Source organism: Agromyces sp. NPDC058104, from assembly GCF_042884835.1.
Taxonomy (GTDB): domain Bacteria; phylum Actinomycetota; class Actinomycetes; order Actinomycetales; family Microbacteriaceae; genus Agromyces.
The window spans coordinates 328084-353534 of sequence record NZ_JBHVTD010000003.1 but is presented as its reverse complement, the minus strand read 5'-3'; the positions used below and the strand labels follow the sequence as shown (position 1 = coordinate 353534).

24 protein-coding genes and 1 tRNA gene are annotated in these 25451 nt (G+C 70.9%); 21 read left to right on the top strand and 4 right to left on the bottom strand.

Going from position 1 to position 25451, the window contains the following annotated elements:
* Positions 1-142 precede the first annotated feature (142 nt).
* Genes ileS through ndk form a run of 4 tightly spaced genes read left to right on the top strand, consistent with a single transcriptional unit; the run spans position 143 to position 5683 of the window.
* Complete coding sequence (gene ileS / locus ACFVTH_RS15540) at positions 143-3454, top strand: isoleucine--tRNA ligase (RefSeq protein ID WP_387092757.1); 3312 nt, start codon at positions 143-145, stop codon at positions 3452-3454.
* Positions 3451-4824 carry a bifunctional folylpolyglutamate synthase/dihydrofolate synthase gene (locus tag ACFVTH_RS15535; RefSeq protein ID WP_387092754.1) on the top strand — a complete coding sequence of 458 codons (1374 nt, stop codon included), beginning with the start codon at positions 3451-3453 and terminating at the stop codon, positions 4822-4824. The genes ileS and ACFVTH_RS15535 overlap by 4 nt, the downstream gene beginning before the upstream one ends.
* Positions 4821-5264: a DUF4233 domain-containing protein gene (locus tag ACFVTH_RS15530; RefSeq protein ID WP_387092751.1), complete on the top strand. Its 444-nt coding sequence runs from the start codon at positions 4821-4823 to the stop codon at positions 5262-5264. Before ACFVTH_RS15535 ends, ACFVTH_RS15530 begins: the two co-directional genes overlap by 4 nt.
* Positions 5261-5683, top strand: a complete 423-nt coding sequence (gene ndk / locus ACFVTH_RS15525) for a nucleoside-diphosphate kinase (RefSeq protein WP_386902211.1) — start codon at positions 5261-5263, stop codon at positions 5681-5683. The genes ACFVTH_RS15530 and ndk overlap by 4 nt, the downstream gene beginning before the upstream one ends.
* Before the next feature lie 60 nt (positions 5684-5743).
* Here the strand turns inward: ndk and ACFVTH_RS15520 are convergent, their stop codons facing one another.
* Entirely contained in the window at positions 5744-6370 is a 627-nt protein-coding gene (locus ACFVTH_RS15520) for a vitamin K epoxide reductase family protein (protein WP_387092748.1), read from the bottom strand.
* Between the two features lie 271 nt (positions 6371-6641).
* Between ACFVTH_RS15520 and ACFVTH_RS15515 the strand changes: the two genes are divergently transcribed.
* Positions 6642-9239 carry an Rne/Rng family ribonuclease gene (locus tag ACFVTH_RS15515; protein WP_387092745.1) on the top strand — a complete coding sequence of 866 codons (2598 nt, stop codon included), beginning with the start codon at positions 6642-6644 and terminating at the stop codon, positions 9237-9239.
* On the opposite strand, the gene ACFVTH_RS15510 is transcribed toward ACFVTH_RS15515, so the two are convergent.
* Entirely contained in the window at positions 9231-9518 is a 288-nt protein-coding gene (locus tag ACFVTH_RS15510; protein ID WP_387092743.1) for a DUF4031 domain-containing protein, read from the bottom strand. The genes ACFVTH_RS15515 and ACFVTH_RS15510 overlap by 9 nt on opposite strands.
* A 302-nt stretch (positions 9519-9820) precedes the next feature.
* Between ACFVTH_RS15510 and rplU the strand changes: the two genes are divergently transcribed.
* The 10 genes from rplU (at position 9821) to ACFVTH_RS15460 (ending at position 16902) form a co-directional block, all read left to right on the top strand.
* Positions 9821-10129, top strand: coding sequence for a 50S ribosomal protein L21 (gene rplU / locus ACFVTH_RS15505; protein WP_387092740.1), 309 nt, complete (start codon positions 9821-9823; stop codon positions 10127-10129).
* 28 nt (positions 10130-10157) lie between these two features.
* Positions 10158-10415, top strand: a complete 258-nt coding sequence (gene rpmA / locus ACFVTH_RS15500) for a 50S ribosomal protein L27 (RefSeq protein ID WP_130352862.1) — start codon at positions 10158-10160, stop codon at positions 10413-10415.
* Between the two features lie 73 nt (positions 10416-10488).
* Positions 10489-12042: a GTPase ObgE gene (obgE, locus tag ACFVTH_RS15495; protein ID WP_387092737.1), complete on the top strand. Its 1554-nt coding sequence runs from the start codon at positions 10489-10491 to the stop codon at positions 12040-12042.
* A complete protein-coding gene (gene proB / locus ACFVTH_RS15490) occupies positions 12039-12830 on the top strand; it encodes a glutamate 5-kinase (RefSeq protein WP_387092734.1) in 792 nt (263 codons plus the stop codon). The genes obgE and proB overlap by 4 nt, the downstream gene beginning before the upstream one ends.
* 60 nt (positions 12831-12890) lie before the next feature.
* Positions 12891-14159: a glutamate-5-semialdehyde dehydrogenase gene (locus tag ACFVTH_RS15485; protein WP_387092731.1), complete on the top strand. Its 1269-nt coding sequence runs from the start codon at positions 12891-12893 to the stop codon at positions 14157-14159.
* Between the two features lie 70 nt (positions 14160-14229).
* Complete coding sequence (locus tag ACFVTH_RS15480; RefSeq protein WP_387092728.1) at positions 14230-14448, top strand: hypothetical protein; 219 nt, start codon at positions 14230-14232, stop codon at positions 14446-14448.
* A gap of 16 nt (positions 14449-14464) precedes the next feature.
* Entirely contained in the window at positions 14465-15064 is a 600-nt protein-coding gene (gene nadD, locus ACFVTH_RS15475) for a nicotinate-nucleotide adenylyltransferase (protein ID WP_387092725.1), read from the top strand.
* Positions 15061-16320, top strand: coding sequence for a hypothetical protein (locus ACFVTH_RS15470; RefSeq protein WP_387092722.1), 1260 nt, complete (start codon positions 15061-15063; stop codon positions 16318-16320). The genes nadD and ACFVTH_RS15470 overlap by 4 nt, the downstream gene beginning before the upstream one ends.
* A 40-nt stretch (positions 16321-16360) precedes the next feature.
* Positions 16361-16723 carry a ribosome silencing factor gene (gene rsfS, locus ACFVTH_RS15465; protein WP_157424224.1) on the top strand — a complete coding sequence of 121 codons (363 nt, stop codon included), beginning with the start codon at positions 16361-16363 and terminating at the stop codon, positions 16721-16723.
* A 103-nt stretch (positions 16724-16826) separates the two neighbouring features.
* Positions 16827-16902: transfer RNA gene (locus ACFVTH_RS15460), tRNA-Ala, on the top strand.
* A 132-nt stretch (positions 16903-17034) separates the two neighbouring features.
* Here ACFVTH_RS15460 and ACFVTH_RS15455 read toward each other — a convergent pair.
* Positions 17035-18129 (bottom strand): class I SAM-dependent methyltransferase, encoded by a 1095-nt coding sequence (locus tag ACFVTH_RS15455; RefSeq protein ID WP_387092719.1) that lies wholly within the window; start codon positions 18127-18129, stop codon positions 17035-17037.
* 203 nt (positions 18130-18332) lie between these two features.
* Here ACFVTH_RS15455 and ACFVTH_RS15450 point away from each other — a divergent pair, with 203 nt between their 5' ends.
* The 4 genes from ACFVTH_RS15450 to ACFVTH_RS15435 all read left to right on the top strand — a co-directional run bounded on the left by ACFVTH_RS15450 (position 18333) and on the right by ACFVTH_RS15435 (position 21927).
* Entirely contained in the window at positions 18333-18767 is a 435-nt protein-coding gene (locus ACFVTH_RS15450; RefSeq protein WP_387092716.1) for a DUF1801 domain-containing protein, read from the top strand.
* 150 nt (positions 18768-18917) lie between these two features.
* On the top strand, positions 18918-20075 hold the full coding sequence (locus ACFVTH_RS15445; protein ID WP_387092713.1) for a YihY/virulence factor BrkB family protein: 1158 nt from the start codon (positions 18918-18920) through the stop codon (positions 20073-20075).
* A 62-nt stretch (positions 20076-20137) separates the two neighbouring features.
* Positions 20138-21043 carry an SDR family oxidoreductase gene (locus ACFVTH_RS15440; RefSeq protein WP_387092710.1) on the top strand — a complete coding sequence of 302 codons (906 nt, stop codon included), beginning with the start codon at positions 20138-20140 and terminating at the stop codon, positions 21041-21043.
* 2 nt (positions 21044-21045) lie between these two features.
* Complete coding sequence (locus tag ACFVTH_RS15435) at positions 21046-21927, top strand: alpha/beta fold hydrolase (RefSeq protein WP_387092707.1); 882 nt, start codon at positions 21046-21048, stop codon at positions 21925-21927.
* A 25-nt stretch (positions 21928-21952) separates the two neighbouring features.
* Here ACFVTH_RS15435 and ACFVTH_RS15430 read toward each other — a convergent pair whose 3' ends face one another.
* Positions 21953-22741 (bottom strand): metal-dependent hydrolase, encoded by a 789-nt coding sequence (locus ACFVTH_RS15430; protein WP_387092704.1) that lies wholly within the window; start codon positions 22739-22741, stop codon positions 21953-21955.
* Positions 22742-22810: 69 nt separating this feature from the next.
* Here ACFVTH_RS15430 and ACFVTH_RS15425 point away from each other — a divergent pair, with 69 nt between their 5' ends.
* Entirely contained in the window at positions 22811-23308 is a 498-nt protein-coding gene (locus tag ACFVTH_RS15425; protein WP_387092701.1) for a glutathione peroxidase, read from the top strand.
* A gap of 221 nt (positions 23309-23529) precedes the next feature.
* A complete protein-coding gene (locus ACFVTH_RS15420) occupies positions 23530-25428 on the top strand; it encodes a CocE/NonD family hydrolase (RefSeq protein ID WP_387092698.1) in 1899 nt (632 codons plus the stop codon).
* The last annotated feature ends 23 nt before the right edge of the window (positions 25429-25451 follow it).

Here is a 25451-nt window from a genome sequence, read left to right as displayed (position 1 = left end):
CAGTAGAACCGGACGGGGCGGCCCGTCACAGCCGGCAATGAGGGGCCCTTCGAGCAGGAGGGCAAGCGAGGTGGTACCGCGGCGGAGGCTCGATCGAGCGGCCGGCGTCCTCGTGAGAGCATCCGTCCCACAAGGAGCGAGCGTGTACCCCCGTACCCCAGACGACCACGGTGTCGCCCCCTCACCCGACTTCCCCGCCGTCGAGCGCGAGGTCCTCGAGTTCTGGCTGAACGACGAGACCTTCCAGGCCTCGATCGACCAGCGCGAGGGCGCCCCCGAGTGGGTCTTCTACGACGGGCCCCCGTTCGCGAACGGCCTGCCGCACTACGGGCACCTCCTCACCGGCTACGCGAAGGACCTGTTCCCGCGCTACCAGACCATGCGCGGCCACCAGGTGCACCGCCGCTTCGGCTGGGACACGCACGGCCTGCCGGCCGAGCTCGAGGCCGAGCGGCAGCTCGGCATCACCGACAAGAGCCAGATCGAGGAGATGGGCATCGCGGCCTTCAACCAGGCCGCCCGCGAGTCGGTGCTCCGCTACACGAAGGAGTGGGAGGAGTACGTCACGCGCCAGGCGCGCTGGGTCGACTTCGAGCACGACTACAAGACGCTCGACGTCACCTTCATGGAGAGCGTGATCTGGGCGTTCAAGACGCTGTACGACAAGGGCCTCGCCTACGAGGGCTACCGCGTCCTGCCATACTGCTGGCGCGACCAGACGCCGCTCTCGAACCACGAGCTTCGCATGGACGACGACGTCTACAAGATGCGCCAGGACCAGACGGTCACGGTCACCTTCCCGCTCACGGGCGCGAAGGCCGAGTCGCTCGGGCTCACCGCCGTGCGCGCGCTCGCCTGGACGACGACGCCGTGGACCCTCCCGACGAACTTCGCGCTCGCCGTCGGCCCCGAGATCGAGTACGCGGTCGTCCCGGGCGGGCCGAACGGCACCCCCGACGCCACGGTGCTCCGCGAGGGCGCCGAGGGCGTCGCGAGCGACACCGAGGTGCTCGGCGCCGAGTACCTGCTCGCGATCGACCTCGTCGGCAACTACGCGAAGGAGCTCGGCTACGACTCCGCCGACGAGGCGCGCGCCGCGGTGTCGCGCACGGTGCGCGGCGCCGAGCTCGACGGCGTCACCTACGACCGCCTCTTCGACTACTACGCCGACGTCGAGGCGTACGGGCTCGAGAACGCCTGGCGCATCCTCGTCGCCGACTACGTCACCACCGAAGACGGCACCGGCATCGTGCACCAGGCGCCCGCCTACGGCGAGGAGGACCAGAAGGTCGGCGAAGCCGCCGGCATCCCGGTGGTGATCTCGCTCGACGAGGGCGGCCGGTTCCTCCCGGCGGTCACGGATGTCGCGGGGCTGCTCTGGAGCGACGCGAACAAGCCGCTCACGCAGATCCTCAAGGCCGAGGGCCGGCTCCTCCGCCAGGCGAGCTACGAGCACTCGTACCCGCACTGCTGGCGCTGCCGCAACCCGCTCATCTACCGCGCCGTCTCGAGCTGGTTCATCAAGGTGCCCGAGTTCAAGGGCCGCATGGGCGAGCTCAACCAGGACATCAACTGGGTGCCCGACAACGTCAAGGACGGCCAGTTCGGCAAGTGGGTCGCCGGCGCCCGCGACTGGTCGATCAGCCGCAACCGCTACTGGGGCTCGCCCATCCCGGTGTGGAAGAGCGACGACCCCGAGCACCCCCGCATCGACGTGTACGGCTCGCTCGAGGAGCTCGAGCGCGACTTCGGCCGACTGCCCGTCGGCCCGTCGGGCGAGCCCGACCTGCACCGGCCGTACATCGACGACCTCACGCGGCCGAACCCCGACGACCCCACGGGCCGTTCGACGATGCGCCGCATCCCCGACATCTTCGACGTCTGGTTCGACTCGGGCTCGATGCCCTTCGCCCAGGTGCACTACCCGTTCGAGAACCGCGAGTGGTTCGACTCGCACAACCCGGCCGACTTCATCGTCGAGTACATCGGGCAGACGCGCGGCTGGTTCTACGTCATGCACGTGCTCTCGACGGCGCTGTTCGACCGGCGTGCGTTCTCGAACGTCGTGAGCCACGGCATCGTGCTCGGCAGCGACGGGCAGAAGATGTCGAAGTCGCTGCGCAACTACCCCGACGTGTCCGAGGTGTTCGAGCGCGACGGCTCCGACGCGATGCGCTGGTTCCTCATGTCGAGCTCGGTGCTGCGCGGCGGCAACCTCGTCGTCACCGAGGAGGGCATCCGCGAGGGCGTGCGCCAGCTCATGCTGCCGCTGTGGAGCACCTGGTACTTCTTCTCCCTCTACGCCAACACGGCGAAGGAGGGCGGCTACGAGGCATCCCGCTCGACGACCTCGACCGACGTGCTCGACCGCTACCTGCTCGCGAAGCTGCGCGACCTCGTCGAGGCGGTCACCGCCGACCTCGACGACTTCGACTCGCCGCTCGCGGCGCAGAAGCTGCGCGACTTCGGCGACGTGCTCACGAACTGGTACGTGCGCCGCTCGCGCGACCGGTTCTGGGGCGGGGTCGCCGAGGACGGCTCGGGCCGGGAGGCGTTCGACACCCTCTACACCGTGCTCGAGACGCTCACCCGTCTCGCCGCACCGCTGCTGCCGCTCGTCAGCGAGAAGGTCTGGCGCGGGCTCACCGGCGGCCGGAGCGTGCACCTGACCGACTGGCCCGACGCCGCCGAGTTCCCGGCCGACCCCGCCCTCGTCGCCGCGATGGACGCCGTCCGCGAGATCGGCTCCTCGGCGCTGTCGCTCCGCAAGCAGTCGGGTCGCCGGGTGCGCCTGCCGCTCGCGAAGCTCACGGTCGTGAGCGCGGATGCCTCCGCGCTCGCCCCGTTCGAGGCGATCCTCCGCGACGAGCTCAACGTCAAGCAGGTCGAGCTCGTCGCGCTCGACGAGCACAGCGCCGAGCGCTACGGCGTGACCAAGCGCCTCACCGTGAACGCACGTGCCGCGGGCCCGCGCCTCGGCAAGCAGGTGCAGCAGGCGATCCAGGGCGCGCGCAGCGGTGACTGGTCGGTCACGGGCGACGCGGTCGTCGCGGGCGGCATCGCACTCGAGGCGGGCGAGTACGAGCTCGTGCTCGAGGCCGGCGCATCGGGCGACGGCGAGAACGCGCTCGCGCTGCTGGCGGACGGCGGATTCGTGCTGCTCGACACCGCGACGACCCCCGAGCTCGAGGCCGAGGGCCTCGCGCGCGACGTCGTCCGCGCGGTGCAGGAGGCGCGCAAGGCGGCCGGCCTCGAGGTCGGCGACCGCATCGTGCTCAACCTGGCGCTCGACCCGGCCGGAGCGGCCGCCGCCGAGACGCACCGCGCCCTCATCGCGGGCGAGACGCTCGCGACGACGCTCGACGTCGTCGCGTCGCCGGCCGCAGCCGAGTCCGCCGAGGCGAAGCCCGTCGGCGACGATTCACGACTCCTGATCGGATTGGAGCGCGCATGAGCGACGCCCACGACCACGACGCCGAGGCCGCCGACGCGGCCGACGCCGTCTACGCCTCGCTCATCGCCCGCGTGGGCGAGGGGGCGCCGCGCCCGCGTCTCGAGCCCACCCGTCGCGCCGTCGAGCTGCTCGGCGACCCGCACCGCGCCGCGCCGGTGATCCACCTCACCGGCACGAACGGCAAGACCTCGACGAGTCGCATGATCGAGAGCCTGCTGCGCGCCTCCGGCCTGCGCACGGGGCTCCTCACGAGCCCGCACCTCGTCCGGTTCACCGAGCGCATCCGCATCGACGGCGAGTCGGTCACCGACGAGGCGGTCGCCCGCAACTGGGAGGAGATCCTCCCGTTCATCGCGATCGTCGACGCCGAGCTCGAGCAGGCCGGCGAGTCGCCGCTCACCTTCTTCGAGGTGCTGACCGTGCTCGCGTTCGCGTGCTTCGCCGACGCCCCCGTCGACGTCGTCGTGCTCGAGGTCGGCATGGGCGGCGAGTGGGACTCCACGAACGTCGCCGACGGGCAGGTCGCCGTCTTCACCCCGATCGCGCTCGACCACCAGGCGCGTCTCGGCTCGACCGTGGAGGCGATCGCGCGCACCAAGTCGGGAATCATCAAGCCGGCCGCTGCGGTCGTGTCGGCGCGCCAGCCCGATGCGGCGCTCGCGGTGCTCGAGGAGGCCGCCGAGCTCACCGAGTCGACGCTCGCCGTCGAGGACGACGCCTTCGCCGTGCTCGAGCGCAAGGTCGCCGTGGGCGGGCAGCTCGTCTCGATCCGCGGGCTCGCGGGGGAGTACCGCGAGATCTTCCTGCCGCTCTTCGGGGCGCACCAGGCCGAGAACGCCGCCGTCGCGATCGCGGCGGTCGAGGCCTTCATCGGGGGCGGCTCCGTCCGCCTCGCCGACGAGGTCGTCGAGCGGGGCCTCGCCGAGGCGACCTCGCCCGGCCGGCTGCAGCTCGTCGGCATCGAGCCGACGATCCTCGTCGACGCCGCCCACAACCCGCACGGCGCCCGCGCCCTCGTGACCGCGCTCGGCGAGTTCTTCGACTTCGACGAGTGGGCGATCGTGGTCGGCGTCGTCGACGACAAGGACGCGGCCGGCATCGTCGACACGCTCGCCGAGCTCGACGGGCCGATGCTCGTCACCGCGCCCGACACCGAGCGGGCCCTGCCCGCCGCCGCGCTCGAGGCGATCGTCACCGAGCGCGTGGGCATGAAGCGCACGCTCGTGGTCGAGCGGCTCGACGACGCGCTCGAGGAGGCCCGCACCTGGGCCGCCGAGGCGCCGAGGCGCGCGGTGCTCGTGACCGGTTCCATCGTCCTCGTGGGCGAGGCCATGGCGATCGCCGACGACCGGGAGTGGGGCGCGGCATGAGCGACGCGTTGCAGGGCGGCGGAGAACCCGTGCCCGAGCCCGAGACGGCGGCGCCGGCAGCGGCCCCCCGGTCGATCCGGCGGAGCCTCGCCTCGATCGTCCTCGCCTTCGAGACCATCGTCGTCTTCCTCGCCGCACTCGTGATCTGGGGTCTCGCGCAGGGCGGTTCCGACCAGGCGCTGCCGTCGTGGGTCGCCCTCGCCGCGGGCGGCGTCATCATCCTCGGCCTGATCGCGACGATGGGCCTGCTGCGATTCGAGTGGGCCTACGTGCTCGGCTGGATCCTGCAGGCGCTCATCGTCGCGTCCGGCTTCCTCAACCCGGCGATGTTCGTCGTCGGGGCCCTGTTCGGCGGCATGTGGTGGTACTGCATGGTCGTCGGCAGCCGAATCGACCGACAGCGCGCGGCCTTCGCCGCGTCAGGAAAGGAACAGCAATGAGCACTGCGATCGAAGAGACCCTCGTGATCGTGAAGCCCGACGGGGTCGCCCGCAACCTCACCGGCGAGATCCTCCGACGCATCGAGGCGAAGGGCTACTCGCTCGTCGACATCCGTCTCGTGCAGGCCGACCGCGAACTCCTCGCGAAGCACTACGCCGAGCACGAGGGCAAGCCCTTCTACGAGCCGCTCGTCGAGTTCATGCAGTCCGGGCCGGTCGTCGCCATGCGCGTCGCGGGCAATCGTGTCATCGAGGGGTTCCGCGTGCTCGCCGGCACCACCGACCCGACGACCGCCGCTCCCGGCACCATTCGCGGCGACTTCGGTCGCGACTGGGGCCTCAAGGTGCAGCAGAACCTGGTGCACGGCTCCGACTCGGTCGAGTCGGCCGAGCGCGAGCTCGCACTCTGGTTCGCCTGAGCTACCCCGAACGCAGAACGCCCCGGCCGGGATCCCGGCCGGGGCGTTCGCGATCCGGGCTCAGCCGAAGAGGCCCTGCAGGTCGAGCATGACGCGGGGGATGGCGTTCATCTGCAGCTGCGCGAGCAGGATGACGACGCCGTAGCAGACGAGCGTGATGAGCGGGATCCACGCGAACCAGCCCGCCGCGAGCCGGCGGACGCGTGCCGAGGCGGGAATGCTTCCGGAGCGCAGGTTGTGGAGCGTCACCACCCAGAAGGTCGGGATCGTGACCGCCCACGTCAGCATGCACCAGGGGCAGAGCACGTCGAGCACGTAGATGCTCTGGTAGATCAGCCAGCCGACGAAGACCAGCGCGCCCGCCACGCCGACGTTGAAGCCGATCCAGAACCAGCGCGAGAAGGTCGCACCCGCGAGGATCGCCACGCCGATCGTGATCACGACCGGCCACGCCATGAGTCCGACGAACGGGTTCGGGAAGCCGAACACCGAGCCCTGCCACGAGGCGAGGTTCGTGCTGCAGCCGACGAGCACGCCCACGTTGCAGTTCGGCACGTGCGTCGGGTCCATCAGGGTGAGGACCTTCTCGAGCGAGAGCTCGAACGCGGCGAGGAGGCCGAGCGCCCCCGCGATGATGAGGAAGATCGCCGACGCGACTGGTCGGGATCCGCGAGGGGAGTCGGGCATGCTCGGATTATGGCACGCCGGTTCCCCACTGCGCTGTGAGACCATGCGATAATCGAGGGAGTCGCCCGGGCCGCGCCCGGCGCGGCGCCAACGAAGGCTTTGAGGATGCACCGCATCCGAGTGGGCGGGAGACACCCGCAAGACGTGGCGATCCAGGCACCCGCCGATCGCAGCAGTGAAGGTTCGGCGGTTCCGCACACGGTGGAACCGCTCCAGATGAGTAACGGAACGACGGCGCGGCCGTCGGGACCGGCGTAGGAGTGCACCAGAGATGGTGGAAGGCAACGAGAAGAACACGAACGAACCCGATTCGAGGGGCGCGAAGCGACGCGGCGGCCTGTTCGGCTCCCGCAGGGGCCGCGGCAAGGCGGCGCAGCCCGTTCCCGACGCGGTGACGCCCGCCGACGAGGCAGCGGGCGCTCAGCCCGTGGCCGAGCCCGAACCGGGCGGCGCGGCGCCCGCTGCGCGGCCCGAGGCATCCGTCGACGAGACGACGCCGCCGGCCGACGCGACCGAGACCGCCGAGGTCGACGCCGAGCAGGCCGAGGCCGAGGCCAAGGTCGAGGCCGAGGCTCCGGCCGAGCCGGCGATCTCGCCGATCCCGACCGCGCTCACGACGACCTCCCTGATCTTCCACGCGCCGCCCGTGTTCGCGGTGCCCGAGCGCGACGACCGCGCCGAGCGCGACGAGCGGCCGGCCGACGAGACGTCGAGCGTGCGCCGCCGCACGCGACGGCGCTCCGGCGAAGAGGGTCGCCCGTCCGGCGACGAGCCCGCCAACAACGTCGTGAAGGTGCGCAAGCCCCGCGAGGTCGAGCTCATCACCGAGCCGCAGAAGGTCAAGGGCTCGACCCGCCTCGAGGCGAAGAAGCAGCGCCGTCGCGACGGTCGCGACGCCGGCCGGCGTCGTGCCGTCATCACCGAGGCCGAGTTCCTCGCACGCCGCGAGTCGGTCGACCGCTCGATGGTCGTCCGCGAGAAGGGCGGCCGGATCCAGATCGGCGTCCTCGAGGACGGCGTGCTCGTCGAGCACTACGTGGCGCGCAACCAGGACGCCTCGCTGATCGGCAACGTCTACCTCGGCCGCGTGCAGAACGTGCTGCCGTCGATGGAGGCGGCCTTCGTCGACATCGGTCGCGGCCGGAACGCCGTGCTGTACTCGGGCGAGGTCGACTGGGACGCCGCCGCCGAGAACGGCGAGAAGAACCAGCCCCGCCGCATCGAGCTCGCGCTGAAGCCCGGCGACCGCGTGCTCGTGCAGGTCACGAAGGACCCGGTGGGGCACAAGGGCGCCCGCCTGACCAGCCAGATCTCGCTGCCCGGCCGCTACCTCGTGTACGTGCCGAACGGCTCGATGAACGGCATCAGCCGCAAGCTGCCCGACACCGAGCGCGCGCGCCTCAAGAAGATCCTGAAAGAGGTGCTGCCCGAGAACCAGGGCGTCATCGTGCGCACCGCCGCCGAGGGCGCGACCGAGGAGCAGCTCACCCTCGACGTCAACCGCCTCATCGCGCAGTGGGCCGACATCTCGAAGACGCTCGAGAAGGTCCAGGCGCCGGCCCTCCTGCACTCCGAGCCCGACCTGCTCATCAAGATCGTCCGCGACGTCTTCAACGAGGACTTCCAGAAGATGGTCATCGAGGGCGACGAGGCGCGCCAGACCATCGAGCGCTACCTCCGCGCCGTCGCACCCGACCTGCTCGAGCGCGTCGAGGCGTACGCGGGTGAGCGCGACTCCTTCGACGAGTTCCGCATCTCGGAGCAGATCGAGAAGGCGCTCGACCGCAAGGTGTGGCTGCCCTCGGGCGGCTCGCTCGTCATCGACCGCACCGAGGCGATGACGGTCGTCGACGTCAACACCGGCAAGTTCGTCGGCTCGGGCGGCAACCTCGAAGAGACCGTCACGAAGAACAACCTCGAGGCGGCCGAAGAGATCGTGCGTCAGCTGCGCCTGCGCGACATCGGCGGCATCATCGTCGTCGACTTCATCGACATGGTGCTCGAGTCGAACCGCGACCTCGTGCTGCGCCGACTCGTCGAGTGCCTGTCGCGCGACCGCACGAAGCACCAGGTCGCCGAGGTCACCTCGCTCGGCCTCGTGCAGATGACCCGCAAGAAGCTCGGCCTCGGGCTCCTCGAGTCGTTCAGCGAGCCCTGCGAGGTGTGCGCCGGCCGCGGCATCATCGTGCACCACGAGCCCGTGCTGAAGCACCGGGCGCCGCAGCAGCAGCCCGAGCGCCGTCGCAACCGCGGCGGAGGCAACTCGAACGGCGGCGGACAGCAGCAGAACGCCCAGCCCGCCTCGTCGAGCGCGCCGCACACCGGAACCCACGCGATCACCGACGACGTGAAGAACGCCCTCGCGCAGATCGCGGCGTCGACGATCCCGCACGCCGAGCCGAAGACGGGCGAGACGCCGGTCGTCGTGCCCGCAGACACCGCGCGCACGGACGATGCCCCCGCGGCCGACGCACCGACCGGCGGTCGCCGCCGCGGTCGCCACCGCCGGGTCTCGCAGGAGCAGGGCACCCCCGAGGCGAGCACCGCCCGCGACGAGCGCGCCGGTGCGGCCGAGGCCGCGGCAGGCACCGAGGTCGCTGCCCAGGCGGCCGCGCCCGTGGCCGAGCCGGCGCCGATCCTCGAGCTGCCCGCGCCGGCCGTCGAGCGCAAGCGCCCGGTGCACGCCGCCGAGGCCGAGGTGCTCCTCGACTCCGTGCTCGACGCGCTGCCCGCCCCGAAGAAGGCCGGGGAGGGTCGCGCCCGCAGCCGTCGCGTCTCGACGGCGGCGCTCAGCACCGGCGGAGCCCCGCCCGTCATCACCCGTGCCGACGACAGCGCCGGCGCCGAGGCATCCGACCACTCAGAGTGAGCCGTCGCGCCTGCGGGCGCGCCGCTCGCGCGGCGTGACCCGCAGGCCGCTCCTCGCGAGCCGCACGACGAGCTCGCGCGGTTCGACCGGGAGCGCGCCGGCGGCGACCAGCTCGTCGTAGCGCTCCACCGGCACGTCGTAGTGGTCGAGGTCGAACGATCGCGGCGGAAGCTCGGCGCGGCGCGCGAAGGCGTGCAGCTCATCGATCGAGGAGTCGCTCACGAGGTGGGCCCACACGGTGCCGTGCTTCGGCCAGAGCGGCGTGTCGATGAGGATCACGTGCGTCTCCGCTCCCGGCTCAACGGCCGTGCCGTCGTCGTGTGTCGATGCGTGCGGTCATACCGGGATCGTACGCGGGGGAGCGCGGCGACGCGCCGGGCGCGCTCGTTTGACCGCCTTCCACTCATCCGGTAAACTCGTCCGTTGGTGCCGCTGCTTATCCCAGTGGGCGCCGCTTTGCAGTTCGCTCTGCACATCGTTTTCTGGCAGTCACCACCCTTCTTCCCGCTGGGGCGACCGCGCAGTGACAATCCCTTCAGACAGTCGGAACCCCCCGGGTTCCCCAGAGATAGGTACGAGTAGTGGTTTACGCAGTAGTGCGCGCCGGCGGTCGGCAGGAGAAGGTCGAAGTCGGCACCATCGTGACGATGGACCGGATCCAGGCTGACAAGGACGGCAACGTCCAGCTCATCCCGGTGCTCCTCGTCGACGGTGAGAAGATCACCTCCGACGCCAAGTCGCTCGCGAAGGTCACGGTCACGGCCGAGGTTCTGGGCGACCTCCGCGGCCCGAAGATCGTGATCCAGAAGTTCAAGAACAAGACCGGCTACAAGAAGCGCCAGGGCCACCGTCAGGAGCTCACGCGCGTCAAGATCACCGGCATCAAGTAGCCCGCGGCGCCTCGAAGGAGAATCAGACATGGCACACAAAAAGGGAGCGAGCTCCACTCGCAACGGTCGTGACTCGAACGCGCAGCGCCTCGGCGTGAAGCGCTTCGGCGGCCAGGTCGTCAGCGCCGGCGAGATCCTCGTCCGCCAGCGCGGCACCCACTTCCACCCGGGCGCGGGCGTCGGTCGCGGTGGCGACGACACCCTCTTCGCGCTCGAGGCCGGCGCGGTGCAGTTCGGCAACAAGGGCGGCCGCAAGGTCGTCAACATCGTGGCGGCCGGCGAATAGTCGACCGACGGTCATTCGTGAGGGCGGGCTTCGGCTCGCCCTCACGTGTTTCATCGCTGGGAAGGGGTACGGAATGGTCAGCTTCGTCGACGAGGTGACGCTGTTCCTGCGCGCCGGGCACGGCGGCAACGGCTGCGTCTCGGTGCGCCGTGAGAAGTTCAAGCCCCTCGCGGGCCCCGACGGCGGCAACGGCGGCCACGGCGGCGACATCGTGCTCGTCGCCGACCCGCAGGTCACCACCCTCCTGGCGTACCACGGCCGGCCCCACCGCTCCTCCGCGAACGGGCAGCCCGGCCAGGGCGACAACCGCTCCGGCGCCCTCGGCGAGTCACTCGAGCTCCCGGTGCCGGTCGGCACCGTCGTGAAGGACGAGGACGGCACCGAGCTCGCCGACCTCGCCGAGCCGGGCCTGCGCTACGTCGCGGCCTCCGGCGGCCTCGGCGGCCTCGGCAACGCGGCGCTCGCGACGACGAAGCGCAAGGCGCCCGGCTTCGCGCTCCTCGGCACCGACGGCGACGAGCGCACCGTGCGGCTCGAGCTGAAGACCATCGCCGACGTCGCGCTCGTGGGCTACCCGAGCGCCGGCAAGTCGAGCCTCATCGCCGCGCTCTCGGCCGCCCGGCCGAAGATCGCCGACTACCCGTTCACGACCCTCCACCCGAACCTCGGCGTGGTGCAGGCCGGCGACCACCGCTACACGGTCGCCGACGTGCCCGGGCTCATCGAGGGCGCGAGCGAGGGCAAAGGCCTCGGACTCGAGTTCCTCCGCCACGTCGAGCGCTGCTCGGCGCTGCTGCACGTCATCGACTGCGCGACCCTCGAACCCGGTCGCGATCCGATCAGCGACCTCGACGTCATCCTCGGCGAGCTCGGGGCCTACCCGGTGCCCGAGGGCCAGGTGCCGCTGCTCGAGCGCCCGCAGATCGTCGCCCTCAACAAGGTCGACGTGCCCGAGGCCCGCGAGCTCGCCGAGTTCGTGCGGCCCGACCTCGAGGCCCGCGGCTACCGCGTGTTCGAGATCTCGACGGTGAGCCACGAGGGCCTGCGTCAGCTCGGCTTCGCCCTCGGCGAGCTCGTCGACCAGGCACGCACCGCGGCCGCCGCGGAGCCCGCGCCCGAGCGCATCGTCATCAGGCCGAAGGCCGTCGACGAGGTCGAGTTCGTCGTGCGGGCCGAGGGCGGCAGCTACGGCACGATCTACCGGGTGCTCGGTCGCAAGCCCGAGCGCTGGGTGCAGCAGACCGACTTCACCAACGACGAGGCCGTCGGCTTCCTCGCAGACCGCCTGGCGAAGCTCGGCGTCGAGGATGAGCTCGTCCGCGCCGGCGCCGTCGCCGGCTCGACCGTGGTCATCGGCAAGGGCCAGGGCGTCGTCTTCGACTGGGAGCCGACGCTCACCTCCACGGCCGAGCTCATCACCGCGCCGCGCGGCACCGACGCCCGCCTCGACGACAATCGCCGTGCGACCCGCGCCGAGCGCCGGAGCGGCTACCACGAGCGCATGGACGCGAAGGCCGAAGCCCGCGCCGAGCTCGAGCGAGAGCGCGAGGCAGGCCTCTGGGCCGACGGCGACGGCGACGCGGTCGAGCCCGGCTCGGAGGCGGGCTCGGACGAGGGCGAACGGTGACCGTCCGGTCGCGCGCCGACGTGGCGTCGGCGCGGCGCATCGTCGTGAAGGTCGGCTCCTCGTCGATCAGCGGTGAGAACGCGGGCCAGATCGCCCCGCTCGTCGATGCGCTGGCCGCCGCCCACGCCCGCGGCACCGAGGTCGTGCTCGTGTCGTCCGGAGCCATCGCGACCGGCATGCCGTACCTGCGCCTCGACTCGCGCCCCACCGACCTCGCCACGCAGCAGGCCGCCGCGTCGGTCGGGCAGAACCTGCTCGTCGTGCGCTACCAGGACGCGCTCGACCGGTTCGACATCATCGCCGGGCAGGTGCTGCTCACGGCGAGCGACCTCGAGAACGAGACGCCGCGACTCAACGCGCAGCGGGCGATGGACCGCCTGCTCGCGCTGCGCATCCTGCCGATCGTGAACGAGAACGACACCGTCGCGACCCACGAGATCCGCTTCGGCGACAACGACCGGCTCGCCGCGCTCGTCGCCGAGCTCATCGGCGCCGAGCTGCTCGTCCTCCTCTCCGACGTCGACGCGCTCTACACGAAGCCGCCCCACCTCGGGGGCGCCGAGCGCATCGCGCACGTGCCGTACGGCGACGAGCTGGCGGGCGTCGAGATCGGTTCGGTCGGCCGTGCCGGCGTCGGCACCGGGGGAGCGGAGACGAAGGTCTCCGCCGCGCGGATCGCCGCCGATGCGGGGGCCGCGGTGCTCATCACCGCGACGCCGCTCGTCGCCGACGCCCTCGCCGGCGCCGAGATCGGCACCTGGTTCGACCCGGCACCCGACGCCGCCTGAGCCGGCTGCCCGCGCCGTCACACTGCGCTCGGCGGTCGGTCGCTCGCCTAGGCTGGTGCCATGGAGCATCCCGACCTCGACCTCGCCGTGCTCGACGAGCGCTTCGCCGCCGCGAAGGCGGCCTCGCACCTGCTCGCGCGTGCCTCCACCGCTGAGAAGGACGCCGCGCTCGAGCAGGTCTCGACGCTCCTCCGTGCGCGTGCCGACGACGTCGTCGCGGCGAACGCCCTCGACCTCGAGGCCGGGCGCGCGAACGGGCTCTCCGACGGGCTGCTCGACCGGCTGACCCTCGACGCGCGCCGGGTCGAGTCGCTCGCCGACGCCGTGCTCGAGGTGATCGCCCTCACCGACCCGATCGGCGAGACCGTCAGCGGTCGCTCCCTTCCGAGCGGCGTGCGCATCGACCAGGTGCGGGTGCCGCTCGGGGTCGTCGGCGCCATCTACGAGGCGCGCCCGAACGTGACGATCGACATCGCGGTGCTCGCGCTGAAGAGCGGCAATGCCGTGGTGCTCCGCGGCGGCAGTGCCGCCGAGCAGACCAACCGCGTCCTCGTCGAGGTGCTGCGCGACGCCCTCGAGCTCGCCGGTCTCCCCGGCGACGCAGTGCAGACGGTCGACGACTTCGGCCGCACGGGCGCCCGTCACCTCATGCAGGCCCGGGAGTTCGTCGACGTGCTGATCCCGAGGGGGAGCGCAGGGCTCATCCGCGCGGTCGTCGACGAGGCGCGCGTGCCCGTCATCGAGACGGGGGCCGGCGTCGTGCACATGTTCCTCGACGAGAGCGCCCCCGAGCAGTGGGCGGTCGAACTCGTGCACAACGCCAAGGTGCAGCGGCCGAGCGTCTGCAACGCGCTCGAGACGCTGCTCGTGCACCGCGCCGCGGCCGAGCGGCTGCTGCCCGCGGTGCTCGACCGGCTCGAGGCGTCCGGCGTGACCGTGCACGCCGACGAGCGGGTGCGCGCCCTGCGCCCCGAGGCGGTGCCGGTCACCGAGGAGGACTGGGCGACCGAGCACATGAGCCTCGACATCTCCGTCGGCGTCGTCGACTCGATCGACGACGCCCTCCGGCACATCCGCCGGTACTCGACCAAGCACACCGAGGCCATCGTCACGAACGACCTCGGCAACGCCGAACGCTTCCTCAACGAGGTCGACGCCGCGGCTGTCATGGTGAACGCCTCGACGCGCTTCACCGACGGCTCGGAGTTCGGCTTCGGCGCCGAGGTCGGCATCTCGACGCAGAAGCTGCACGCGCGCGGGCCGATGGGACTGCCGCAGCTCACGAGCACCAAGTGGATCGTGCGCGGCTCGGGCCACGTGCGCGCCTGACCCCGGCCCGACCGCCGTTCTCGCTAGACTGTCGGGAGCGTTACCAGCAGGATTCGAAAGGAACGGCCGAATGAGCCTCATCACCGCAGCGTTGACCGGCACGGTGCTCACCGAGACGGTGCACGCACGGGAGCTTCCGATGGAGGCCTGGATGTACGGGCTCATCGCGCTGATCATCTTCGCCGCGCTCGGCATCGTGACCGCCTCGTACCGCGACGTCGCCAACCGTCACCGTGCGAAGGCCGAGGCCTACGCCGCCCGCCACACCGGAGACGGGCACGGCCACTGAGGCGAGCGGTCGCACCGTGACCGGCCCGGGCCGCCGGCCCCGCATCGGGGTCATGGGCGGCACGTTCGATCCCATTCACCACGGCCACCTCGTGGCCGCGAGCGAGGTCGCGCAGTCGCTCGACCTCGATGAGGTCGTGTTCGTGCCGACCGGGCAGCCGAGCTACAAGACGGTCGTCACCCCGGCCGAGCACCGCTACCTCATGACGGTCATCGCGACCGCGTCGAACCCGCGGTTCACGGTGAGTCGCGTCGACATCGATCGGCCGAAGGCGACCTTCACGATCGACACGCTGCGCGACATCCGGCGCGATCGCCCCGATGCCGACCTCTTCTTCATCACGGGTGCCGACGCGATCGCGCAGATCCTCTCGTGGAAGGACGTCGACGAGCTCTGGGAGCTCGCGCACTTCGTTGCTGTGAGTCGTCCGGGACATGTGCTGAGCGTTACTGGTTTGCCCGAGCAAGACGTAAGCTTGCTTGAGGTTCCGGCACTTGCGATCTCCTCGACCGATTGTCGGAGCAGGGTGCGCCGGGGTTTCCCGGTGTGGTACTTGGTCCCCGATGGGGTCGTCCAGTACATCTCCAAGCACCATCTCTACCGGAGTGTCGAATGACGTCGTCCAACGAACCGCAGCTCACGCGCCGTGAGTTGCGCGAGCTCGAGCGCCTGCGGGAACAGCAGGCCGGTGGAGCGACCCCGGAACAGGCTCCTCCCTCCGCGGCACCGACGTACTCGGCCCCGCCCGCGCAGGCTCCCGCCGCGCCGCAGCAGTACGTGCCGCAGCCGGTCGCTCCGCAGCCCGTCGCCCCCCAGCCGGTCGCCGCTCCCGTGATGCCCACGCCCGCGCCGGTCGCGCCGCAGCAGCCGGCGGCCGCGCCGTCGGCGTACGCGCCGCCCCAGAACTTCGCTCCGCCGCGCCCCGCCGGTGGCTACGAGCAGGCCGCACCGGTGACCGCGGTCCCGCAGCAGGCCCCGCAGAACCCGTTCGCCCCGCGTCCCTCGGCGCCGCACCCGGCTGACGCGGCGCCCCGGCCGGCGGCGCCTCAGCCGGCCGTACCCCAGCCGAATCCCGTCGCGCCGCAGGCCCCCCAGCCCGCTGCCGCCGTGCCGTCCGCTCCCGAGCGCACGCTGACGCGGCGCGAGCTGCGGGCGATGCTCGACGGCGCCCAGCTCGACGACTTCGACGACGAGTTCGACGACGAGCCGGCGGCTCCGATCGCGAACTCGGCGCCCGCAGCCCAGCCGGTGCAGCCGGTGCAGGGCGCGCAACCGCAGGCGCAGCGGCCCCCGCAGCCGATGCCCGCATCGCTCGCGACCCCGCAGCCGGCCCTGAACCCGATGCTCGACACGAGCGTGCCCAACCTCCCCGGCGTGAGCGCCGGCTCGCCCGGGCACTGGACGTCGCAGCTCAACGTGCCCGACACCGAGCAGCGCGCCGAGCCGTTCGACCAGATGCTCTCGCGCGGAGCGCTGAGCCACGGCGTGCCGACGACGACGAACGCGCTGATCCTGCCGTCGCTGCCCGACCAGGGCGCCTTCGGCAATCAGCTCTCGCAGTCGGGCGAGGTGCTCGCGACCGGCTCGATCGACCTGCCCCGCAGCTACGGCGCGACCGGCGTGCACCCGAGTCAGGTCGACTCCTCCGACGTCGACCGTCTCTTCGAACACCAGGTCGAGGACGTCGGCACCGGCGTCGCCCCCGTCGCGGCCACCCGTGCGATCAGCACGCAGGGCGCCGCGCGCACCATGATCTCTCCGCCGAAGAAGGAGGGCATGAACGTGCCCCTCGTCCTCGCTGTGACCGCGGGCGTGCTCGCACTCGGCGTCGTCGGCACCCTCGTCATCGGAGCGATGACCGGCCTGTTCTGACCGGTCCCCGCACCACCACTCGCACACCGGAAATGAGCGTATGACCGCATCCACCCAGGCCCTCGACTCCCTCGCACGCGCCGTTCGCGCGGCCGACGCGAAGGGCGGCGAAGATCTGGTCGCGCTGGATGTCTCGCGGCCGCTCCCGTTCGCCGACGTGTTCCTGCTCGTCACCGGCACCTCCGAGCGCAACGTCGTCGCCATCGCCGACGGCATCGAAGAGGTGCTCGGCCGCGCCGGTCGGCGCGAGGGGCACGCGGGCGGCCGATGGGTGCTGCTGGACTTCGGCGACCTCGTCGTGCACGTCTTCCACCAGGAGGAGCGCATGTACTACGGCCTCGAGCGCCTCTGGAACGATTGCCCGGCGCTGCCGGTCGAGCCGATCCTCGCGGCGAATCCCTGATCAGGAGGGCCCTCATCGGCTGAGGCTCGCTCGATTTCGTTTCGGGCGAGGGGCTGGTGTAAGCTCGAATCGTTGGGCCGCGAGAGCGAGAAACCAACGAAACGGGTCTGTGGCGCAGCTGGTAGCGCACCTGCATGGCATGCAGGGGGTCAGGGGTTCGAGTCCCCTCAGATCCACCAAGAACCCCTGAGGGTCGCAAGATTCTCAGGGGTTTTCTCGTTTGCAGAAGGCGTTCGGGCCCTTTCGGCTGTTGTGAGATCGGCCCGAGTTCCGACGGTGATGAGGTCGACGCCGACGGGTGGTCCTGTGCTTCACCGCTCGAGGAGGTAGAACCGGAAGGCGGCGAACCCGTCGATCGGCAGGATGCTGACGGCGGAGAAGCCTGCTTCGCGTGCGTAGCGTTCGAGCGTCGCAGGTCGCATGACGGTGCCGGTCGCGACGGAGTCCGGTGTCGACATCGAGTCGGGCAGGCAGATCAGCAGACTGTATCCATACATCGCCCGCTCGGTTTCGTCGCCGGGGGGCGAGAAGGTCTCGGCGACGGCTTCGTCCATCACGACGACGGCACCGTCGGATCGCACCGCGCGCCCGATCGAAGCGAGTACGGCGACGGGGTCCGGCATGTCGTGCAGTGCTTCGAAGACGAACGCGGCGTCATAGCGGTCGTCGCCCTGGTCGGCGAGCTGCTCTCCTCGGAGTTCGGAGAACGTCACATTCTCGAGCCCTGCGGCATGCTCCCGCGCCGCCTCGATGGCGGGGACATCGATATCGAACCCGTCGACGATCGCATCCGGGTACGCCCGAGCAAGACCGATCGTCGACCACCCGTGCCCGCACGCGACATCGGCGATCCCCGCATCGGGTCGCGACAGCACCTCGTGCACCCGCGGGACGGACGCGAGCGCCTTCGCAAGCGCATTCTCGAACCACGGGCGGTTGATGTCGCCCTGACCATCGCGTACGGCAGCGCCGAACGCCGCCCACGGAACGCCTTGACCCGTCCGGTAGGCGTCGGTGAGATCGGGCACACGCAGCGCGACCGCGGCGAACATGTCCGCCAGCGGCGCGGAGTACCCGAGAGATGCGCGATCGGTGAGCACCTCCGCCTGCGCGGCCGGCAAACGGAACCGCTCGTTGCCGTCGTCGCGATCGACATCGAGGATGCCCGCAGTCGCCTGCTGCTCGAGCCACTCGCGCGCGTACCGCCGATCGATGCCGGTCCGCGCGGCGAGCTCAGCCGGCGTGGCCGGCGCATCCCGGAGCGCCGCGTAGAGCCCGAGGCGGGAACCGATATGGATGGAGAGCGTCTCCATCGCGCCGAGGAACCTGTCGAACACCCACCCCGCGAATTCCGCGACCACCTGCTCATCGGCGTTCTCGCCGTCGCGATCCATCGTGTCGTCCATCGCGCACCCCCTCGCCTGATGTGACGGCATCAACCAGCGACATGCTAGAACTCGCGCCGCCCATCCACTAGGCCTCGGTGCTCACCCGCCGTCCTTCATCGACCCGTACGGGTCACGGTGACGTGTCGCGCGGTGATGCGCAGCGAGCGATCACGTCGATGAAGACGATGCGCACCGCGCACGTCGAGGTCTAGGTTGAGATCATGAGCACCCAGAAGACCGTTCCGACGGATGCGGACGTGGACGAGTTCCTCGCTGCGGCGACGCCCGGTCGCCGGGTCGAGGAGGGCCGGCGGATCGCCGAGCTCTTCCGCGAGGTCACCGGCACCGAGCCGGTGATGTGGGGGCCGTCGATGGTCGGCTACGGCAGCTACCGGTACATCTCGCCGGCGAACCCGCGCACGCGCGGGGACTGGCCGAAGGCGGGGTTCTCGCCACGCAAGGCGCAGTTGACCTTCTACGGGCTCAAGGACCTGCCCGAGAGCGCTGCGCTGCTGCCCGAGCTGGGCAGGTTCACCGAGGGTGCGGGCTGCATCTACGCCAAGAAGCTCGACGATCTCGACCTCGACGTGCTCCGGCGCCTCATCGAGATCGCCTGGAACCGAAGCGACGATCCCGACCCGCTGCGCCGAGACTGAGGCCGCGGAGCCGAGCGGGCGTTTCGCGATCACTCCCCATCACGACCGACCGAAGGGCCGGAAGGGTACCTCCTGCGAGGGGGCGATTCCAAGGCCCTCACGAACGCCGTCGACGTCGGCGACAATGGTGCTCCAGCGAACGGAGTCGCCATGACCGACCACGAGCGGCGCGAGGGCCGCAGCGCCGGCGTCGCCCCCGATGATGACCGCAAGCCCGACACACCCGCCGAGCTGACGAAACGATCGTGGAGCTACGTCGTCCGGAAGACGATGCGCGAGTTCGTGGCGGACGAGTGCCCCGACCGCGCCGGGTCGCTGACGTACTACGGCGTGCTCGCGCTCTTCCCGGGCCTGCTCGCGCTGGCCTCGCTGCTCGCGATCGCGGGGCAGGGCGATCGCGCCATCGACGCCGTGTTCCGCGTGCTGGAGCCGATCGCGCCGCAGGACGTGCTCGACACGGTGCGCGAGCCCCTCGAGCAGTTCAGCGCCTCGCCGGCGGCCGGCTGGGCGTTCGTCACGGGGCTCGTGATCGCGATCTGGTCGGCCTCGGGCTACGTCGGCGCGTTCAGCCGCGCGATGAACCGCATCTACGAGGTCCGGGAGGGACGCCCGTTCTGGAAGCTCCGCCCCATGCAGCTCATGGTGACGATCATCGCGCTCGTGCTCATCGTGCTCATCGCGGTGATCCTCGTCATCTCGGGGCCGATCACGGATGCCGTCGGCGCGACGCTCGGCATCGGTGAGTCCGTGCGTCTCGTGTGGTCGATCGCGAAGTGGCCCGTGCTCGCCGCCGCGGTCGTGCTGATCATCGCCGTGCTCTACTACGCGACGCCCAACGTGCGACAGCCGAAGTTCCGCTGGATCAGCCTCGGCGCCGTCATCGCGATCGTGGCGCTCGTCGTCGTCTCGGCAGGGTTCGGGCTGTACGTGGCGAACTTCTCGAGCTACGACCGAACCTACGGCTCTTTCGCCGGCGTCATCGTCTTCCTGCTGTGGCTCTGGCTGGCGAACTGCGCACTGCTGTTCGGAGCCGAGTTCGATGCGGAGCTCGAGCGCGGGCGGCAGCTGCAGGCGGGCATCGAGGCGGAAGCCGACATCCAACTGCCGCCGAAGGACACCCGGAAGGCGGACAAGGCCGAGGACCGGGAGCGCGAGGACGTGGAGCTCGGTCGCCGCATCCGCCTCGAGCATGCCGGCGACGCCGACGGCGGCTCCGACGGCGAGGGGAATCGCGGCCCGGGCGACGACGTCGACCGGGACGGGGAACGGGCCGACCGGGCCGACGGCGGCTCGTCCGTGCCCCGGTAACGGCAACGTCGCGAACGCGCAAGGCCCTGCCGGTGAGGCAGCGCCGAACGTAGCTTTCCGGTATGAGCGATCACCGTCGAGACCAGTACACGTTCAGCGACCCGTCGAAGCTCTACGCCGGCTACGACCCGAAGCGGCAGCACCAGCCAGAGCCGGGGCTCGAGGCGGAACTCGATCCCAGACCCGACCTCGGTGAGGAGACGTACCGGGGAACCGGCCGCCTGCAGGGCCGCAAGGCGCTCGTGACGGGCGCCGACTCGGGCATCGGCGCGGCGACCGTGATCGCCTTCGCGCGCGAGGGCGCCGACGTCGTCATGGCCTACCTGCCCGAGGAGGAGGCCGACGCGCAGCGCGTCGCGTCGATCGCCCGGGATGCGGGCGTGCAGGTGTTCACGATTCCGGGCGACCTCCGCGACGCCGCATACTGCCGCGACCTCGTCGCACGCGCGGCGGAGTCGCTCGGCGGACTCGACCTCGTCGTGAACAACGGGGGCAAGCAGGTCTACGTCGAGGACATCATCGCGCTCGACGACGAGCAGTTCGACGACACCTTCAAGACCAACGTCTACGCGATGTTCTGGATCACGAAGGCCGCAGTGCCGTTGCTTCCGCCGGGCTCGACGATCATCAACACGACGTCGATCCAGGCGTACGAGCCCTCGCCGATCCTCGTCGACTACGCCTCGACGAAGGCGACCATCAACGCGTTCACGAAGGCGGTCGCCCAGCAGCTCGCGCCGAGGGGCATCCGGGTGAACGCGGTGGCGCCCGGCCCCGTCTGGACCGTCCTGCAGGTGACCGACGGCCAGCCGCCCGAGAAGCTCGACGAGTTCGGCGAGAACACGCCGCTCGGCCGGATGGGCCAGCCCGCCGAGCTCGCCCCCGCGTTCGTGTTCCTCGCCTCGGCGGAGTCGAGCTACGTCATCGGCGAGACGCTCGGCGTCACAGGCGGAAAGCCCACGCCCTGACGATGTTCGAGTCGTTCCGGAGCACGGTCGTTGAGACCGGTGCGGCGGAGATCTTCGTGCGGCATGCCGGCGAGGGTCCGCCGGTGTACCTCCTGCACGGACATCCGCGGACGTCGGCGACGTGGCATCGCGTCGCTCCGCGACTGCTCACCGCGGGGTTCGGCGTCGTGTGCCCCGACCTCCGCGGGTACGGCCGATCGCGCGGGCCGGCGCCCGACGACGACCATGCGCCGCACTCGAAGCGGGCCGTCGCATCGGATGTCCGCGAGGTCGCCCGCCGCCTGGGGCACGAGCGGATCCTCCTCGCCGGGCACGACCGCGGCAGCTACGTCGCCATGCGGCTCGCGCTCGACCATCCCGAGCTCGTCGTGCGTCTGGCGGTGCTGGACTCCATCCCGCTCAGCGAGCACCTCGCGCGGGTCGACGCGCGATTCGCGACCGCCTGGTGGCACTGGTTCTTCTTCGCGCAGCCCGGGATCCCCGAACGTGTGATCACGGCCGATCCCGAGGCCTGGTATGCCCCAAAGGCGGACGCGGCGACCATGGGGGAGGCGAACCACGCCGAGCTGATGGCGGCCGTGCGCGACCCCGAGACGGTGCGCGCGATGCTCGAGGACTACCGTGCCGGGCTGACGATCGACCAGCGGCACGAGCTGGCCGATCGGGCCGCGGGCCGACGCCTCCGGATGCCGCTCCTCGCACTGTGGTCGGCCGAGGACGACCTCGAGGAACTCCACGGCGATCTGCGGCAGATCTGGCGGAGATGGGCCGACGACGTGCGCGGCCGGCGCATCCACTCGGGCCACCACATGGCCGAGGAGGCGCCGGCCGAGGTGGCCGACGCCCTCGCCGAGTTCTTCGCGCCGTCCGCGCGAGCGCGATGACGGACCGGCGCCCGCAGTCGCGCCGTCATCCGAGCAACCGGTCGAGGCCGACGAGCCGCAGCACCTCGTACCCGAGCGCGAGGGTGCAGTACAGCGTCAGCAGGCCCCCGAAGGCCTTCTCGCGCCACGAACCGGTGTCGCCGAGGAGCGGCAGCGCGAGGTACCCGTTCGGCAGCCACAGGCTCTTCAGCACGGGGATGTCGCCGACGATCTCGGGTGGTCGTGGCACCCAAGGCCACAGGAGCCCCGGGAGGCCGCCGGTGGTGAGCGCGTCGCCGGCGAGGTGGGCGACGAAGCCGATCGTCACGGCGAGCGGGAACCACGCGACCTGCTCGGGGGCGAAGAGCACGATGAAGAGGCCGAGCGCGAGACCCGCGAGCCAGGCGACGAGCCAGGTGTCGACGAGGTCGCGCGCCTTCACGGCGAAGGCGGTGAGCGCCGCGGTGCCGACGCCCGCGCCGATCGCGACGGTGCCCGGCTCGAAGCCCCCGATCGGCTCGACGGGCATGGTCAGCGCCGTCAGCGCCCACGCGGCCGCCGCGACGAGCAGGACGGCGACTGGGGAGTGCGCGCCGTGCCGGTGCCCGCCCGAGAGCGCGCCGATGGTGCGGGCCGTCAGCGGGCCCAGGATCGGCACCGAGCGGGAGATCGTCGCGCTGTGGTGGTCGGCGTCGGGCAGGAGCGCCGCGCCGGCGCACACGGTCGCGCCGGCGACCACGCCGACCGGGTCGAGGGGGTACGCCCCCGTCGCGAGCAGGGGAGCGGCGCCGGTGACCGCGACCCAGGCGGCGGCGCCGCTGATCGCGTGATTCATGCCCATCATCGATCGTCGATCGTATCCGCGGCCGCCCACATTCCCGGCTCGGCATCGTAGGCTCTCAGGGTGGACCTCCGAGACATCCCCCTGACGACCATCGACGGCGAGGCCGTCACCCTCGCCGACTACGCCGACGAGGTGGTGATGGTCGTGAACGTCGCATCGAAGTGCGGGCTCACGCCGCAGTACACGAAGCTCGAGGAGCTGCAGCGCGAGTACGGCGACCAGGGGTTCACGGTGCTCGGCTTCCCGTGCAACCAGTTCGCCGGCCAGGAGCCCGGCGGGGCCGCCGACATCAAGGAGTTCTGCTCCATGACCTACGGCGTCAGCTTCCCGCTGATGGAGAAGGTCAAGGTCAACGGCCGCAACCGCCACCCGCTCTACGAGGTGCTGACCCAGGTCGAGGACGGCCGCGGCAAGGCCGGCCGGGTGAAGTGGAACTTCGAGAAGTTCGTGATCCAGCCGGGCGGCGAGGTGTCGAGGTTCCGGCCGACGACCGAGCCCGACGACCCCGAGATCATCGCGGCGATCGAGCGCGGCATCTCGGAGCGGCGCGCCGCCTGAGGCCTCCGCTGCGGGCCGTCGTCGTTGCATGACCGCTCGCCCGGCTCGGCCGAGCATCGGTGGTCTCCGGCCACGGCCTCGAGACCGCTTCATCACGCACGCGGTGCCGTGCTGCCGGCTTCGGGATCGCCGACGCCGGATTGTTGACCAATCCTGTCGAGCATCGTATGTTGCAGAGATCGCGCACTAGGACAGCGTTGTCCTCGGACGAAGGGATCTCCATGAGAACCAGGATGCTCGCACTCGCCGGCTCGGTGGCCATCGCCGCCCCGCTGGCACTCGGCGCAGGGGTCGCCACGGCGGCACCGAACGACGATCCTCCCGTGACGCTCGTCGACGGGACGACGGCCCCGATCTACGACTACGCCGACGCCATCCGCGAGACGGTGTGGGTCACCACCCCCGACCTCGACGACGACGGCGTCGATGAGCGGATCGCCGCCGACATCATCCGGCCCCGCGAGCTCGACGGCACCGCACGGGTGCCGATCATCATGGATGCGAGCCCCTACTACCTGAGCTCCGGCCGAGGCAACGAGGCGGAGCGCAAGGTCTACGACGCCGACGGGAACATCGTCAAGTTCCCGCTGTACTACGACAACTACTTCGTGCCGCGCGGCTACGCCTTCGTCGCGGTCGACATGGCCGGCACCGCACGTTCGACCGGCTGCACCGACGAGGGTGGCCGCTCCGACATCGAGTCGGTCAAGGCCGTCGTGGAGTGGCTGAACGGCACGGGCGTGGCGCATGACGCCGCCGGCGACGTCGTCGACGCCGACTGGAGCAACGGGAAGACCGGGATGATCGGCAAGTCCTACGACGGGACCCTCGCCAACGGCGTCGCGGCCACGGGCGTCGACGGACTGGAGACGATCGTGCCGATCAGTGCGATCAGCTCTTGGTACGACTACAACCGCTGGCAGGGAGCGGTGAAGTCCAACAACTACCCGAGCAGCCTGTCGCGGTCGGTCGCCTCCAACCGGACGATCGCCACCGACTGCTCGGCGCGGCTGAACTGGATGAACGCGAACGACGGCGATGAGACGGGTGCCTACACCGACTTCTGGGCCGAGCGCGACTACCGGGAGGGCACCTTCTACGACGTGTCCAAGGTCACGGCGAGCGTGTTCATCATGCACGGCCTGCAGGACACCAACGTCAAGACGATGAACGCCTCGAAGTGGTGGGAGGCGCTCGGCGAGCAGGGCGTCGAGCGCAAGATGTGGCTCACTCGTCTCGGGCACGTCGACCCCTTCGACTCCGAGCGCGCACTGTGGGTCGACACGCTGCACCGGTGGTTCGACCACGAGCTCATGGACATCGACAACGGCATCGACCGCGAGCCCGCGGTCAGCGTCGAGACCGCCCCCAACCGGTGGGAGCAGTCGCCGACCTGGCCGATCTCGTCGGCCCGCACGCAGACCCTGAACCTGCACGCCGACGGCACGATGATGCTGGGCAAGCAGGACCGGACCAGCGTCAGCTACATCAACTCGGCGTCGCTGAGCGAGGCGAACGCGATCAGGATCGGCGACAACCCCAACCGCCTGCAGTTCCTCACCGGCACGACCAAGCACGAGCTCCGGATCTCGGGCACGCCGACCGTCGATCTCGAGGTCACGCACACCGTCCCGGTCGGGCAGGTGTCGGTCATGCTCGTCGACTACGGGGTGATGGACCGCATCATCACGACCGGCGACGGCGCGGAGACGCTGGCCACGGAGTCCTGCTGGGGCCCGGCGACCTCGACCGACGATGCCTGCTACAACGAGGTCGGCAAGCGGATCTCGAGCACCGAGCTCCAGGTGCTCGCCCGGGGATGGGCGCGCCTGGACGGGGCCGGCAACCACAAAGTCACCGTCGAACTGGCGGCCAACGACGTCGTCGTCCCCGCCGGTCACCAGCTCGGTCTCGTGATCAGCGGCAGCCGCAACGGCGTCCTCGCGGCCGACACCTCGTCGAGCACCTACACCGTCGGCCTCGGCGGTTCGCAGCTGAACCTGCCCGTCTCGGGCGCGATGGCCGGCTTCGGACCTGGGCACCTCAACGCGAAGGACACCGAGAACCTCACTCCGGGAACCCTGGCGGACCTCAACGAACTGATGTGGCCCGGTCACTGACCGGCGGGCGAGGAGGACGAGGC